The organism is Paenactinomyces guangxiensis (genome assembly GCF_016055185.1).
GTDB classification, from domain to species: domain Bacteria; phylum Bacillota; class Bacilli; order Thermoactinomycetales; family Thermoactinomycetaceae; genus Paenactinomyces; species Paenactinomyces guangxiensis.
This window is the reverse complement of record NZ_JAECVR010000008.1, coordinates 106757-121555: the sequence shown is the minus strand read 5'-3', so window position 1 is coordinate 121555 and position 14799 is coordinate 106757. Positions and strand designations below refer to the sequence as shown.

General features: G+C 45.9%; 12 protein-coding genes and 1 other annotated feature (1 of these 13 running past the window's edge). Of the genes, 11 read left to right on the top strand and 1 reads right to left on the bottom strand.

Annotated features, from left to right (window positions below; all coding sequences use genetic code 11):
• Positions 1-153 (top strand) — a binding site (T-box leader) (it extends 86 nt beyond the left edge of the window).
• A gap of 90 nt (positions 154-243) precedes the next feature.
• The 11 genes from pheS (at position 244) to I8U27_RS09630 (ending at position 14313) form a co-directional block, all read left to right on the top strand.
• Positions 244-1245: a phenylalanine--tRNA ligase subunit alpha gene (pheS, locus tag I8U27_RS09680; protein WP_181751788.1), complete on the top strand. Its 1002-nt coding sequence runs from the start codon at positions 244-246 to the stop codon at positions 1243-1245.
• Between the two features lie 16 nt (positions 1246-1261).
• The gene (gene pheT, locus I8U27_RS09675; RefSeq protein WP_181751789.1) at positions 1262-3682 is read left to right on the top strand and encodes a phenylalanine--tRNA ligase subunit beta; all 2421 of its coding nucleotides are present in this window, start codon (positions 1262-1264) and stop codon (positions 3680-3682) included.
• A gap of 91 nt (positions 3683-3773) precedes the next feature.
• A complete protein-coding gene (zapA, locus tag I8U27_RS09670) occupies positions 3774-4019 on the top strand; it encodes a cell division protein ZapA (RefSeq protein ID WP_181751790.1) in 246 nt (81 codons plus the stop codon).
• A gap of 10 nt (positions 4020-4029) precedes the next feature.
• Positions 4030-4563, top strand: a complete 534-nt coding sequence (locus I8U27_RS09665; RefSeq protein WP_181751791.1) for a CvpA family protein — start codon at positions 4030-4032, stop codon at positions 4561-4563.
• A 316-nt stretch (positions 4564-4879) separates the two neighbouring features.
• The gene (locus I8U27_RS09660) at positions 4880-5980 is read left to right on the top strand and encodes an endo-1,4-beta-xylanase (RefSeq protein ID WP_198065864.1); all 1101 of its coding nucleotides are present in this window, start codon (positions 4880-4882) and stop codon (positions 5978-5980) included.
• A 394-nt stretch (positions 5981-6374) separates the two neighbouring features.
• Positions 6375-7997, top strand: a complete 1623-nt coding sequence (locus I8U27_RS09655; protein ID WP_232345345.1) for a sensor histidine kinase — start codon at positions 6375-6377, stop codon at positions 7995-7997.
• Between the two features lie 2 nt (positions 7998-7999).
• Complete coding sequence (locus I8U27_RS09650) at positions 8000-8791, top strand: response regulator transcription factor (RefSeq protein ID WP_181751880.1); 792 nt, start codon at positions 8000-8002, stop codon at positions 8789-8791.
• Between the two features lie 96 nt (positions 8792-8887).
• Complete coding sequence (locus tag I8U27_RS09645) at positions 8888-10195, top strand: extracellular solute-binding protein (protein ID WP_181751792.1); 1308 nt, start codon at positions 8888-8890, stop codon at positions 10193-10195.
• 93 nt (positions 10196-10288) lie between these two features.
• Positions 10289-11167 carry a carbohydrate ABC transporter permease gene (locus I8U27_RS09640; protein ID WP_181751793.1) on the top strand — a complete coding sequence of 293 codons (879 nt, stop codon included), beginning with the start codon at positions 10289-10291 and terminating at the stop codon, positions 11165-11167.
• A gap of 14 nt (positions 11168-11181) precedes the next feature.
• Complete coding sequence (locus I8U27_RS09635; RefSeq protein WP_181751794.1) at positions 11182-12081, top strand: carbohydrate ABC transporter permease; 900 nt, start codon at positions 11182-11184, stop codon at positions 12079-12081.
• Positions 12082-12165: 84 nt separating this feature from the next.
• Entirely contained in the window at positions 12166-14313 is a 2148-nt protein-coding gene (locus tag I8U27_RS09630) for a glycoside hydrolase family 52 protein (RefSeq protein WP_181751795.1), read from the top strand.
• A gap of 155 nt (positions 14314-14468) precedes the next feature.
• On the opposite strand, the gene I8U27_RS20990 is transcribed toward I8U27_RS09630, so the two are convergent.
• Entirely contained in the window at positions 14469-14594 is a 126-nt protein-coding gene (locus tag I8U27_RS20990) for a hypothetical protein (RefSeq protein WP_258567769.1), read from the bottom strand.
• Between the last annotated feature and the right edge of the window lie 205 nt (positions 14595-14799).

The following is a 14799-nucleotide window of genomic DNA, read 5'->3' as shown; positions in this document are numbered from 1 at the left end:
GCCCAAGTTCGCTCTGGAGCTGTCCCTTGAACGTTGTACAACCAACCATTAGGGGGAATCGGTTTTCGGCCGTTATCCGATTGAAGTGGAAAAGCAACCATAGATATTTTTGCTTTTCAAAAAGGGTGGTACCGCGAATCTCTCGTCCCTTTAGGGCGTGGGATTTTTTTATTTTATACTTAAAAACGTTTATGATTGGTTGAAACAGCCCACTTTCATATAAAGAAGAAAGGAGCGTTTGTGATGCGGGAGCGATTACAGGCGTTAAAGGAAGAAGCGACCGAAGCGATTGAGACAGTGGCTGATCTCGAAAGCTTGCGGGAGTTGAAAGTGAAGTATTTGGGAAAGAAAGGCGAATTAACCGGCATTTTGCGGGGGATGGGAAAACTGTCCCCTGAAGAGCGTCCCGTCATCGGCAGCCTGGCCAACGACATTCGCGGCCAACTGGAAGAGTTGATTTCTGAACGGGAAGCATCTTTTGAAGAGAAGGCGCTTTCGGAGAAGCTCCATTTAGAGAAGATTGATGTGACTCTGCCGGGAATTACACACCCTGTCGGGTCTGTGCACCCGCTCAACCTGATTATCGAGCAGATTGAGGATATCTTTGTCGGAATGGGCTTTGAAGTAGCGGAGGGTCCCGAAATAGAAACAGATTATTACAATTTTGAAGCACTTAACTTTTTGAAAGATCATCCTGCCCGTGATATGCAAGATTCCTTCTATTTCACACCTGAAATGCTATTGCGGACCCATACCTCCCCGGTGCAGGTGAGAACCCTGGAAGCCAAAGAGGGATATGTACCGGTTCGCATTATTTGTCCGGGTAAGGTATACCGTCGTGATGATGATGATGCAACCCACTCCCACCAATTTACACAGATTGAGGGATTAGTCGTCGACCGGGGTGTGTCGATGAGCGAATTAAACGGAGTATTGCTTTCATTTATTGAGAAAATTTTCGGCGAGGGCACGGAGATGCGTTTGCGTCCCAGCTATTTCCCATTTACGGAGCCCAGTGTCGAAGTGGATATCTATGACCCGGAAAGAGGTTGGATTGAAATTCTGGGAGCCGGTATGGTCCATCCTCGCGTATTGGAAAAAGCGGGTTACAATCCGGAGCGTTACACCGGCTTTGCATTTGGAATGGGAGTTGAGCGGATCGCGATGTTAAAGTACGGGATTGAAGATATCCGCCATTTCTATAACAACGACTTGCGTTTCTTACGCCAGTTCAGGTCTGTGTGAGAGGGGAGTTGACACCATGTTAGTATCATATGAATGGCTATCACAATACGTAGATTTGGAGGGGATTTCCCCGGAAGATATTGGTGAAGAGTTAAACCGGACAGGGATTGAAGTTGAAGTGATCTACACCCGGGATGCCGGCGTTTCCGGAGTGGTCGTGGGAGAAGTGCTGTCAGTGGAACGCCATCCGGAAGCAGATCGTTTGAATGTATGTATGGTTCATGTCGGCAAAGGACAACAACTCCAGATCGTCTGTGGTGCGGCCAATGTGGCCAAAGGGCAGCGGGTTCCCGTTGCGCTGGTGGGAGCGAAGTTGCCCGGCGGGAGGATCAAAAAAGCGAGGATAAGAGGAGTAGAGTCCAATGGGATGATCTGCTCTGCCAAGGAATTGGGATTACCGGATAAAGTACTGATGAAAGAGCAAACCGAGGGAATTCTCGTTTTGGGTTCAGATGCCCCGGTAGGTGAAGATGTGAAAAATTACCTGGGTATGAATGACCAGGTGATTGAACTTCAATTAACACCAAACCGTTCCGATTGTTTAAGCATGATTGGCGTTGCCTATGAGATCGCCGCGATTTTTGACCGGGAACTTCGCTTGCCGGACGTGCTCATCCAATCTGTTTATGATGATGTTACACCCGTGAAAATCACCCTGGAATCGGAAGAGGATTGTCCGTTTTATGCGGCACAAGTGGTTCACAATCTTAAAATCGGGCCATCTCCTCAATGGATGCAAAACCGGTTGATCTCTGCCGGGATCCGTCCTATCAACAACATTGTAGATGTAACTAATTATGTCATGATTGAGACAGGACAACCGCTTCATGCCTTTGACTATAACCAGATTTCAGACGGTAATATTCTAGTCCGCCGCGCACATCCCGGTGAGTCCCTGGTTACCCTGGACGGAGTGACCCGTACCTGTGATGATGAAACCCTGTTGATTACCGATGGAAAACAGCCGCTCGGGATCGCCGGAATTATGGGCGGGGAGTCCTCGGAAGTTACAGAAAAAACGACTTCTGTACTTATTGAATCCGCCTTTTTCGATCCCCTTATCACCCGGAAAGCGGCACGCAAGCTTGGCCTTCGTTCTGAGGCGAGCAACCGCTTTGAAAAAGGAGTAGACCCGGAACGGATTATTCCTGCTTTGGCCCGTGCTGTTCAGCTGTTGCAGCAAATTGCTGGAGGGGAAGTAGGATCTGATATCACTGAGGAAAGAATTGGCGAAGTGGATGATGTAGTCATTTCCCTGCGCCATGACCGGCTTGTTAATCTATTAGGCGTGCAAATCGAGGAGGATGAAGTATTAGACATCTTCCGCCGCCTTAATTTCCCGGTGCAGTCCAATGAAGGGGTCTACGATGTTCAAGTTCCAACACGCCGCCCCGATCTTGCGCTTGAGGTAGATCTGATTGAAGAAGTGGCACGCATCTTTGGCTATGACCGGATCCCGACTACATTGCCGTGGGGACAGCAACCTCCGGGGGGGCTTACCCGTGAACAAAAATTGCGCCGAATTACCCGTCACATGCTGCGCAATCTGGGGATGCATGAGGCAGTCACTTATAGTTTAACTTCCCCGGAAGCGGACCGGGAGATAGAGTCACTTCATTCATCCGCCCAGCCGATTGGCCTGGCTAACCCGATGAGCAATGAACGTGCTGTTCTGCGGACTAGCTTGTTGCCCCATCTGCTGGAAGTGGCTGCATACAACGTTAATCACGGAATCTCCAGAGTGGCCATCTTTGAAGTTGGGCGTACCTATCTGACCGAAGAAAAGAAATTGACCGCATTGCCGGATGAGCGTCTGGAACTGGGGGGGCTTTTCACAGGAGGTCCGGATTCTACGATCTGGAAGAAAAAACGCTCCCCTGCTGAAGATTTTTATACTGCCAAGGGGGTTTTGGAGGCGTTGTTTGCCCGGCTGGGAGTAGAGGATGTGGAATATCGGGAAGCCGCCCCGAAGGGATTCCACCCGGGCCGTACTGCTGAAATGGTTCTTGATGGTGAAGTGATTGGCCTTCTGGGTCAGCTCCACCCGAAACTGGCGCAAAAGCATGATTTAGCTGACTGTGTTGTTTTCCAACTGGACCTGGCCAAGTTATTTGACGCAGTAAATGACGAAACGGCCTATCAGCCGATTCCGCGTTTCCCTGCTGTTACCCGTGACCTGGCAATGGTTGTTGATAAAGATGTGGCAGTTGGGGAAGTAGAGGAAGGAATTCGTGAGGTTGCCGGAGAATTACTAGAGTCTGTAACCCTCTTCGATGTTTTTACAGGTGCACAAGTAGGAGAAGGTAAGAAGAGTATCGCCTATTCACTCGTTTACCGTGCGATGGACCGAACCCTGACCGATGAAGAAGTCCATGAAATTCATGGGCATGTGGTCAATTATCTGGAGGACGTCCTGGGAGCAAAACTGAGACAATAAGAATGTTTTTCGCTGATCCTTTGCGAATGGGTGGTGCGCCTGAAGAGCGGGTTGGAATGTGATACATTCACCACGTGAAGGAGGCGCTGACATGAACAAATTAGCTGTAGAGATCTACGGGCAACAGTATCATATTATCGGGAAAGCAAGCCCTGGCCATATGAGGCAAGTAGCCAGTCATGTCGATGAAAAAATGAGGCAAATTGCCGATAAGAACCCCAAGCTGGATACAACCCGGCTGGCCGTATTATCCGCAGTAAATATTGCTGATGACTATTTGAAGCTGAAACAAGAATTTGATGAAATTTTGCATCTTGTCGAAGATGAACAGCCGTGAGGAGGATTTGATGAATCTGTTTGATCTTATTCTTTTACTCCTGCTCATTGGTTTGTGCATCCGGGGATACCAGCGGGGATTGATTTTACAAGCCGCTTCTCTACTCGGTTTCTTTATCGGGATCTGGGCGGCTTATCAATTTACCGATGAGTTGGCACCTGTTTTAAGTGAAATCCTGCCGCTGCCCGACTCGGTGAGCAGTGGCTGGATGGCATTACTGCCGATTGATAAACTGCTCTATTCGGGACTGGCGTTTATCCTTTTGCTGGTCGGGTGCAAGTTTCTCCTTTCGATTGCCGCAACGTTGATCAATCAGGCAGCGAAGCTTCCGGTTGTCCGCCTGTTTAACCGGTCCGGAGGATTGCTGCTTGCCCTGTTGCAAGCGTTTCTGCTCTTTGTTGTGCTGGTTTACGTATTAAATGTTATCCCATGGACAACGGGGCAGGATGCGGTCAAAGAATCTCTATTTGCGCAGGGGATCCTGTCTGTCACCCCTGATTTGACTCAAAGCTTAAAAGAGCTGTTCCTGGAAACCACATTGTAGAGAAGGCTCTATAGGTATTTGCAATCAAACTACTGGAAACAGCAAAAATAGAGTGTCAATGGAGAAACGATTCAGTACTTGGGCTTATAAAAGAGACCCCGATTTTTCTTCAATCTCGCGAATCGGGGTTTTTCTTTTGATTTGGCCTGTGATGGAATGGTTAGTATTTTGTTAAAAAACCCCTGGTTCGGCAATCTGTGAAGGCCGGGCATACTTATCTAAAAATTTTGGTATTTTATCCAAAGGCCGTGACCTTACCTCTGCTTTTTTTGGTGCTACACTTAATATGTAAAAAATCAATACAGGGGGTTTATGCATGATAAAGAAAGCGCATTCATTTCTGCTTGCATCCGCTCTGCTTCTGTCAATTATGGCCAGTCCGACCACCATTGCGGCCATGGAGAATAAAGGTGTTAAGGGTAAGCATGACTCAGGCCTGCGGGACTATGCAAAGCGGCGTGTGGTCAAGGTCGGAACTGCTGTTGACGTGAACGTGCTCACCAATGAACAGCAATACCGTAAGGTGCTGGCTCGAGAGTTTAACAGCGTTACACCAGAGAATGAGATGAAGTGGGAAGCGATCGAACCGACAAGGGGACAGCTTAATTTCACTGCGTCCGATCAACTCGTGAATTTTGCACGCCGTCATGGTCAGGTCGTACGCGGTCATACGCTGGTATGGCATAACCAGCTGCCTCAATGGCTTACTGGCGGCAACTTCACCAATGAAGAGCTTGAGCAGATACTGCACAAGCATATAATTGATGTTATGAAGCATTTTAAGGGCAGAGTGCAGGCCTGGGACGTCGTCAATGAACCGTTTAACGAGGATGGTACCCTGCGCGACAGCATTTGGTTGCGTGCCATGGGCCCTGACTATATAGCCAAGTCTTTACAATGGGCGCACGAGGCAGATCCGCATGCCAAGTTGTACATCAATGACTACAACATTGAGGGGACAGGCCCTAAGAGCGATGCCATGTATAAACTGGTCAAAGATCTCAAAGAGCGTGGTGTGCCTATTGACGGTGTAGGATTCCAGTCACATCTCGGCATACAGTACGGGTTCCCGGAAAACATGCAGCAAAACTTGCAGAGGTTTACCGATCTTGGGCTTAAGGTATCTCTTACCGAGGTTGATGTTCGCATGCCTCTACCTGTAACAGATGAGAAGCTTGCTGAGCAAAAGGATTACTTTGGGCGTCTTATGGACACTTGTCTGCGGGTGAAGGGTTGTGAATCATTTACAGTGTGGGGCTTTACGGACGCGCATTCCTGGGTGCCCGGCTGGTTCACGGGTCAGGGGGCCGCGACTCCGTTCGATGAAAGCTATCGGCCTAAGCCAGCCTACTTCGCGCTCCGGGACGAATTAACCAAGCGTGCAGGACGTCCAAGCAGTGAATTCTGGGATAAATAAGTAATTTTCGGGAACACTTTTTAGGTTTATAGTAAGAATCATTGGATCATATAATACGATCATGCTTATAAAAAGAATCGTTCTTTTCCGCATTTTTTGATTTATATAACCGCTATACCAAACGAGGGGCTCTTCTTTGTTTTTGTCAAAGAAGAGCCCTAAAGGCATACTTTTTAAACACCCTCGCTTTAGAGAGATAAAATATTTTCCATACTATTTATCACTTTTGTTTGCTACAATTTAATAAAGATAGCAATAATGGGTGATCGTTATTATTAAGGACAAGCTCAGAAACCTCAATACATTGCGCAATCAGATACTATCAGTTTACCTCGTGGTCATGCTGTTCGTTCTGGCGATTGTATCCTTCTCCGTGTACAACCAGGTGTCTGCGATGGTGAAGAACAATGCTGAGAAACAAATCAAACAGACTGCCATTGAAGCAAACGGAAGAATGGAAACGCTTTATAAACAAGTTGACACCTTATCCAGTCAGCTTGTAACCAATGAAACCGTTCAGCAGCAACTGCTGTCAATGGTAAATGGGAACAGTTTGAACTTTTCCGAAAAGCAAACGCTTGCACGAATTATCGGCAACTACCAGGTGTATTCGGATGGCATTCAGTCGTTCGAACTATATTCGGTCGATGGGAACAGGATTTACCCGTTTGATGATACTCAGCTGTCGGACAGGATAGACCTCAAGTGGATTGAGCAGGCAGATAGTTATAAAGGGAAGGCTGTATGGGCGGGCAAGGATCCCCTTAACGGAAGTTATTCACTTGCGATCCGCAGAGTGAGTTTGATGGACCGTTGGTATACAAAAGGGGGATATTTGGTAACTCGCATCTATAACAGCTATTTTCAGGTGAATGACATTGACCAGGGAGACGAGCATCGGGAATTTATGATGCTCCTTGACCAGAGTCTTACACCTATAACTTCTAACTATAAGGGCAGCCTTAAAGGTGTATTGGAAGCAGGAAAGCAGAGCGTCAAGATCGATGGGACAGATTATATGGTTGTAAAGGAACGCTCAGAGCTGACAGGCTGGACGCTTGTGATCCTGATGCCAATGAGCCGCCTTTTTGAAGGAGTTTCGGCTGTCAGGGCATCTATTCTATTGTCTGGCGGTATTGGATGGGTCATCTTCCTGATTTCATCACTTTTCCTGTCCCACTTCATTACAAGACCGATTCATAAGCTGACCAGCACAATGAAAAATGCCAAGCTGGATAAATTAAAGCAGAGTCCGAAAATGTTTTCTTCTGTTGAGATCATTGAACTAAATAATACTTATAACCAGATGGCTGAAAATATGAACCACCTCATCCAGGAAGTCTACGAGAAGGAATTGCTGCGTAGCAGGACAGAACTAAAAGCGCTGCAAGCCCAGATTAATCCGCATTTTCTTTATAATACACTTAATGCCCTGTACTGGTCTTTGGAGGAAAGGGGAGTGGAAGACCTTGCTGAACTGGTCGTGGTGATGTCGAATCTGTTCCGCTATACAATCGGGAACTCAAGGGAAGGCGAATGGGTAAGGATCCGTGACGAACTGGAACATATTGAACGGTATTTGCAGCTGATGAAAATGAGGCTTGGAGACCGGCTTATGTGGGAAGTTTCCGTAGACCCCCGGCATCTTGACTGCCGTATACCGAAGCTGATCATTCAGCCTCTTGTGGAAAATGCGATCGTGCATGGGATTGAAAACAAAACGCAACAGGGTATGATAGCCATTAAAACAATAGAAGCAGAAACCAGTGGTTATATCAGAGTTGTGGTTACGGATAACGGAAAGGGGATCGATCAGCAAACACTGGATCAAATTAATCAAGAGGTTAAACATGATGGAGTGTCATCGTTTAAAGGAAAAGGAATCGCTCTTTCCAATGTCAACAAGAGGCTTCATCTTTATTATGAAAAATTTGATCTGCCCGATTTGCGGGTAGAAAGTACACCGGGCGTGGGAACACGTGTGACAATTGAAATACCGGCAAAAGGAGGTTCATAAGAATTATTGCCAAGCGGATTTTGATTGTGGATGATGAGCAAAGGACAAGAGAAGGCTTGAAGAAGACATTGGAACTATGGTCTGCAGGGCGATATGAGATCCTGACAGCAGAAGATGGCAACAAGGCTCTGGAGATTTTTAACTCTGGGAAAGTGCATCTCTTGATCACTGATATTTGCATGCCTGAAATGAACGGACTCCGATTGTTGAAAACATTGAGAGAAAATGAAAAAAAACCAGTCGTCTTGATTCTTTCGGGGTATCCCGATTTCGATTATGCCCAGGAAGCCATTCGCCTTGGTGTGGTGAATTACTTGTTGAAGCCCATCAATAAGCAACAACTGATTGAAGCAGTGGAACAGGCACTTGAGACCCAGAAGAGCAAGGAGAGAGCGGGTTATATTGAGAAAGTAGCCGACAAGAGAATCTTACAGGTCGAAAGAAACGAGAGTCTGACAAAGTCACCAATTAAAGAAGCGATCCAATACATCAATGATCATATCGACAGCCAGATCACTCTTAAAGAAGTAGCCGATATGGTCTATTTGAATGCAAGCTATTTCAGTGTCCTATTTAAGGAGCAAACCGGTCTCACCTTTAGTGAATATCTGACACGGAAAAGGCTGGAACTGGCGAAAAGCCTTTTGCTGTCAACCTCCTTGTCAATTCAAGAAATTTCCCGCAAGGTAGGGTACCAAACAGCCAAATATTTTATCAAGATTTTTAAAGATTATGAAGGAGTCACCCCGGGCAACTACCGGAATTCAGTAGATATTGAAGAATCTTCCATCTAAAAAATATGGTATTTTCCCCAAACGCGGTGACCTTACCGCTTCTTTTTTTGGTGCTACACTTAATCTATAACAGTAAATCAACAGGGGGGTTCGTAAATGATAAAGAAGGCTCATTTATTAATGCTTGTATCTGTTCTCATTCTCTCGGTTGTTGTGACAGGCTGTTCAGTTTCTAAAGAGGCCAAAAATGAAAGCGGTTCCGGGAAAACGATCAAGTTTATGCATCTCTGGCCTGCTGGCAGCTCCAAGCAGCAAAACATGATTGTTGAGGATATCATCAAACAATTTGAAGCAGAACACCCGGATATCAACGTTGAGGTTGAAGTGCTTGAGAATGAGCAGTACAAAAATAAAATTAAGATCCTTTCTTCGTCAAATAAACTGCCCGATGTCGGGTTTACCTGGGCAGCCGGTTACTTAAAACCTTTTGCCAGAGGAAAGCTTTTTACCCCGCTTGATGATATTCTGAATGATGGGTTAAAAGAAAAGTTTGTAAAAGGTACAACTGAATCTTATACCGTTGATGGCAAGACGTACGGACTGCCGCTTGAGTTGAACATCGCTCCGGTCTATTACAATAAGAAAATTTTCAAGGAGAACAATCTGGAAGTACCAGAAACCTATGAACAGTTCCGGAATGTTGTGAAAACACTTGAAAGCAAGGGGATTACCCCAATCGCTCTGGGCAACAAAGACCGCTGGACAGGCTCCCTCTGGTATATGTACCTGGCTGACCGCATTGGCGGGCCCGAAGTGTTAAACAAGGCAATTGACCGTTCCGGTTCATTTGAAGATCCTGCTCTCGTGTCAGCAGCCGGTGAAATTCAAACACTTGTAAAAGCAAATGCTTTCAATAAAGGATTTAACGGTCTTTCCAATGATGAAGCAAAATCTGAATTCCTGAACGGGAAAGCAGCTATGTACCTTATGGGAACATGGGAACTTCCAAACTTCACAACAAATCAAGAAATTCCGCAAGAATTCCGTGAAAATGTCGGATTCTTCAAATTCCCGACAGTTAAAGGCGGGAAAGGCAACATCGACAGCTGGGTTGGCGGGCCCGGTGTAGGATTGTTTGTCGCTGAGAATTCAGAGGTAAAAGAGGAATCCAAAGAATTTGTTAAGTTCTTCATTGAAAAATGGGGAGAGCAATCAGTAACAAAAGCCGGTGTTATTCCTGCCACGAAAGTGGATACTTCCAAAGTTAAACTGCCACAACTGTATATTGATGTCCTGAATGAATTGAACAAAGCAAGCAACCTCACACTGTTTGCAGATGTCCAGATGAGCCCTTCCGTTGCCGAAACACACTTGAACCTGATTCAATCCTTGTTTGGCAACCAGGTACAGCCGCAGGATTTTGCAAAGCAGCATGAAGATGCATTAAAGAATGAAGCAAAGTAAGTTGAAGCAGTAAACATGTTAAGAAAAGGACATGTCTTGTAAGTACGATATGTCCTTTCTTATTTTACCAGTAGAGGAAGGAGTTGAACCGTCTTGAACAATGTCATGTCCGACAAAAGGGTGATCTTCCTTTATATTGCACCTTCTCTCTTCCTGATCCTTGCCTTAATATATGTACCGATTGTTCAGACCGGATATTTTGGGCTCATGGAATGGGATGGGATCGGGGAAATGAAATTCGTGGGCTTAAAAAATTACAGCCACCTTATTCATGACCACCTGTTTTGGAAAAGTGCCTATCATTCCTTCTTGCTTGCCCTTTTCTCGGCTCTCAGCCTGATTGGCTATTTATGTATTTCAATCATTCTTGCTGAAAGGATCAGGGGGGCTGATCTCCTCAGAAAAATTTATTTGATTCCCATGCTGCTGGCATCAGTAGCAATTGCACAACTCTGGATAAAAATCTACCATCCGGGCAACGGAATTTTGAATCATATTCTGATGAAGCTTGGTGTCCAGGACCCTCCTTCATGGCTGGCTGATCCCAAACTGGCATTGTTTGCGATCATTGTCCCGATTGTTTGGCAATATGCAGGTTTTTATATTCTGATTTATTATGCAGCACTGAAGAATATCCCGGATGAACTTTTGGAAGCGGCAAAAATCGATGGCGCCACTACATTTCAGATTGCAACAAAGATCAAGCTTCCATTGATCATGAATGTCATCAAGGTAACCATTGTGCTTGCGGTCGTCGGTTCATTAAAATATTTTGACCTGATTTATATTATGACAGGCGGCGGGCCAAACGGAGCCAGCGAGGTTATGGCCTCCTATATGTACAATAAAGCGTTTAAAGGATTTGACTTTGGCTACGGAAGTGCGGTTGGATTCTTCCTGCTCGTTATCTGTCTTGTTACCACTTACCTGATCCGAAAACTAACCGCAGCTGATCAAAATTCCAACCTGTAAAAAGGAGGTATTTGATGGATACTGTAAAAACGGTTCCGACTGGAAACAGGGTAAAAGAAAAGAAACCGTTTCTTAAGACAAAGAAGATTGGGACCAGGGTTGCATATGGAATTTTGTACTTGTTCCTTGCCATCGTAGCCGTATTCCAAACATACCCAATTATCTGGCTGTTCCTTTTCTCCTTGAAAAACAACCAGGAAGTATTTAATATGTCACCATTTTCCCTGCCGGCAAATCCGAAGTGGGAGAACTATCTCAAGGTGTGGACAGAAGGGAACATCGGTCAATATTTCATTAATAGTGTCATTTATACGGTATCAGCGGTTGTGTTGACTGTCCTGCTGGCCAGTATGGTAACATTTGCGATTACACGGATGAAATGGAAAGCGAGTAAGCTGGTTTTAGGCTTGTTCATGGTTGGATTGATGATACCTGTCCATTCAACTCTTATCCCATTATTCAATACATTTACAAACATCAATCTGATTGACAGCCCGTTATCTGTCATCCTTACGTATACAGCCTTTAACCTGCCGATCACGATTATGATTCTGCTCGGCTTCTATGAGGCATTGCCGCGGGAAGTTGAGGAAGCCGCTATCATAGACGGGGCATCCATCCACCATATTTTCTTCCGGATCACCCTGCCGATGACTTCGCCCGTAATTGCAACAGCGGCTATTATCAACATGATTTACAACTGGAACGAGTTTGTATTTGTCAACACGTTTATCAGCTCGGATACCTACAAAACATTGACCGTTGGTATCCAGAACTTCATTGGCCAATATACGACGGATTGGGGTGCTATCGGTGCGACACTCGTCATCAGCATCCTGCCGATTCTGATAGCTTTCTTTATCCTCAGCAATCGTATTGTCGAGGGGATTACTGCCGGATCTGTAAAAGGATGAAGTTTTTCGGATAGAACCTGTTTATAAATACAGCAGTCTCTTTGGAGAGGACCAGTCTCTCAAAAAATGAAAGTGGGGGATTTGATGAATCGGAACATGTTTTTCAATGCTCACCACTCACCCATTGGTGCATTTTCAAGTTTTACACTCGGCTTTCCAGGGAACGGCGGCGGTCTTGACCTTGAGCTTGGCCGGCCTCCGCGCCAGAATGTTTATATTGGGGCTGAGTCTTTGGACCGGGAAGGGATTTATGAAGCTCTCCCCTTTTTTGTATCAGTGGATGAGGATGACAGTAAACGCTATGATATTGAAAATATGGATCCCAATCCTGATAAGCCAAGGATCATTATTCCTTTTTCAAGGGATCGCGTGAAGAGGGATTTCAAGCTGGGTACAGACACATGGACGGCCGGGGACTTGAGCTTTACCATCTATTCACAGGCCCGGTCAGTACCTGACCCGGCAGCAGCAACGGAGACGGAACTGAAACTGGCGCTCGTGCCAGCTGTCCTGGCCGAACTGACAGTTGACAACACCAAAGGAAGGAAGCCGCGCCGTGCATTTTTCGGCTACCAAGGCAGTGATCCGTACAGCTCCATGCGCAGACTGGATGACACAAGTGAAGGAATGACAGGAGTTGGGCAAGGGCGGATTACTGCGATTGTTTCAAAAGATCCGGGTGTGAAGTCTGCGACGCATTTCAGTATTGAAAATGTCCTTACAACTCCGCAGGAAGAGAACTGGACCTTTGGACTCGGTTCACTTGCGACACTCGTTGTCGATGTACCGCCCGGAGAACGGTGCACATACCAATTCGCTGTTTGTTTTTACCGTGGAGGGGTCGTCACAGCCGGAATGGATACTTCCTATTACTATACCCGCTATTTCCCTGACATTGAGTCGGTCGCTGCCTTTGCGCTTGACCATTTTTCCGAAATCGCGGAACAATGCAAAGAGGCAAATGAGTTGGTGGAACAGGCTGATCACTTATCCGATGATCAAAAGTTTATGCTTATCCACTCAATCCGCAGTTATTATGGTTCCACCCAGTTGCTTGACGCGGATGGAGAGCCGTTCTGGGTAGTCAATGAAGGCGAATATCGCATGATGAACACATTTGATCTGACGGTTGACCAGCTGTTTTTTGAACTGAGAATGAATCCGTGGACCGTGAGAAATGAACTTGATATGTTTGTCAAACGTTTCAGCTATGAAGATACGGTTCGCTTTCCCGGGGATGATACCGAATATCCCGGCGGCATCAGCTTTACTCATGATATGGGGGTAGCCAACACCATATCACGCCCGGGGTACTCTTCTTATGAGTTGTACGGCCTGGATGGCTGCTTCTCCCATATGACACATGAGCAGCTGGTGAACTGGATTTTGACTGCTGCCGTCTATGTAGAGCAGACCGGGGACAAGGAGTGGCTGAAAGGCCATTTCGACCTGTTTGTCAGATGTTTTGAAAGCATGCTGAACCGTGACCATCCGGAGCCTGAAAAACGCAACGGACTGATGGGGCTTGATTCGTCCCGGGTTATGGGAGGAGCGGAAATTACCACTTATGACAGCCTGGATGTTTCACTTGGACAGGCAAGGAACAATATTTACCTTGCAGGGAAGATCTGGGCCTCCTATATTGCTCTTGAAAAACTGTTTGCGGAAAACGGCAAGCCTGATCTGGCTAAAGAAGCAGGTGCCCAGGCGGAAAAATGCGCCGGCACCATCGTCAGCCACGTCACTCCGGGTGGGTACATTCCGGCGGTGATTGGCGAGGGAAATGATTCCAAAATCATCCCCGCGATTGAGGGACTGCTGTTTCCGTATTTTACAAACTGTGCTGAAGCTCTTAAGGAAGACGGACGTTTTGGGGCCTATATCCGGGCCTTAAAGACCCATCTTAGGACAGTGCTCACAGAAGGAATCTGCCTGTTTGAAGATGGCGGCTGGAAAATTTCCTCTACGAGCAACAACTCCTGGTTGAGTAAAATTTACCTTTGCCAGTTCGTTGCGAGAAAAATTCTTGGCTGGAAATGGGATGAAAAAGGAGCCCGCGCAGATTCGGCCCATGTGAAATGGCTGACCCACCCGGCACTGTCTGTCTGGAGCTGGAGTGACCAGATCATTTCCGGCAAAATTGCCGGCAGCAAATATTATCCCCGCGGTGTGACAAGCATTTTGTGGTTGGAAGAAAATGATAAGACATCGTTTTTTAATAGCCCGTTGTGAGATATATTTGTCACATTATTTATCATAATGCACCGAGAAGACTCCCGCTTCTATAAGCGTGAGATGAATCAGTACGTCAGACTTGCGGGAGGGGATCATTTCCCCTCCCGCAAGTCTGACAATCCTTTACGAACTGGCTCCAGCATTGCAGTTGATCACTGGTGACATTTATTTTGCAGTTGGAGATGGATTCCTTGTTGTTCCTGGTATTTCTCTATTTCTTTCAGCAACTGAACTGGAACCCGTATATCCATTCGCTGGGTTTCTATTTTTTTGCTCATTTCCTCACCTCGTATTCTTTTATACTAAACAGACATAAAAGTGAAAGAAAATTAAGTGAAAGAATTACACATGTGTTCGGTTTCCGGTGCGAAAAATCTTTAAAATCATTCTTAATTCCATTATAAAGCATTAATTGGATATATTATCCATTGTTAAAAACATTTCGTAAGAATATCAAGCTAACATAGAATTATTTTATTTAAT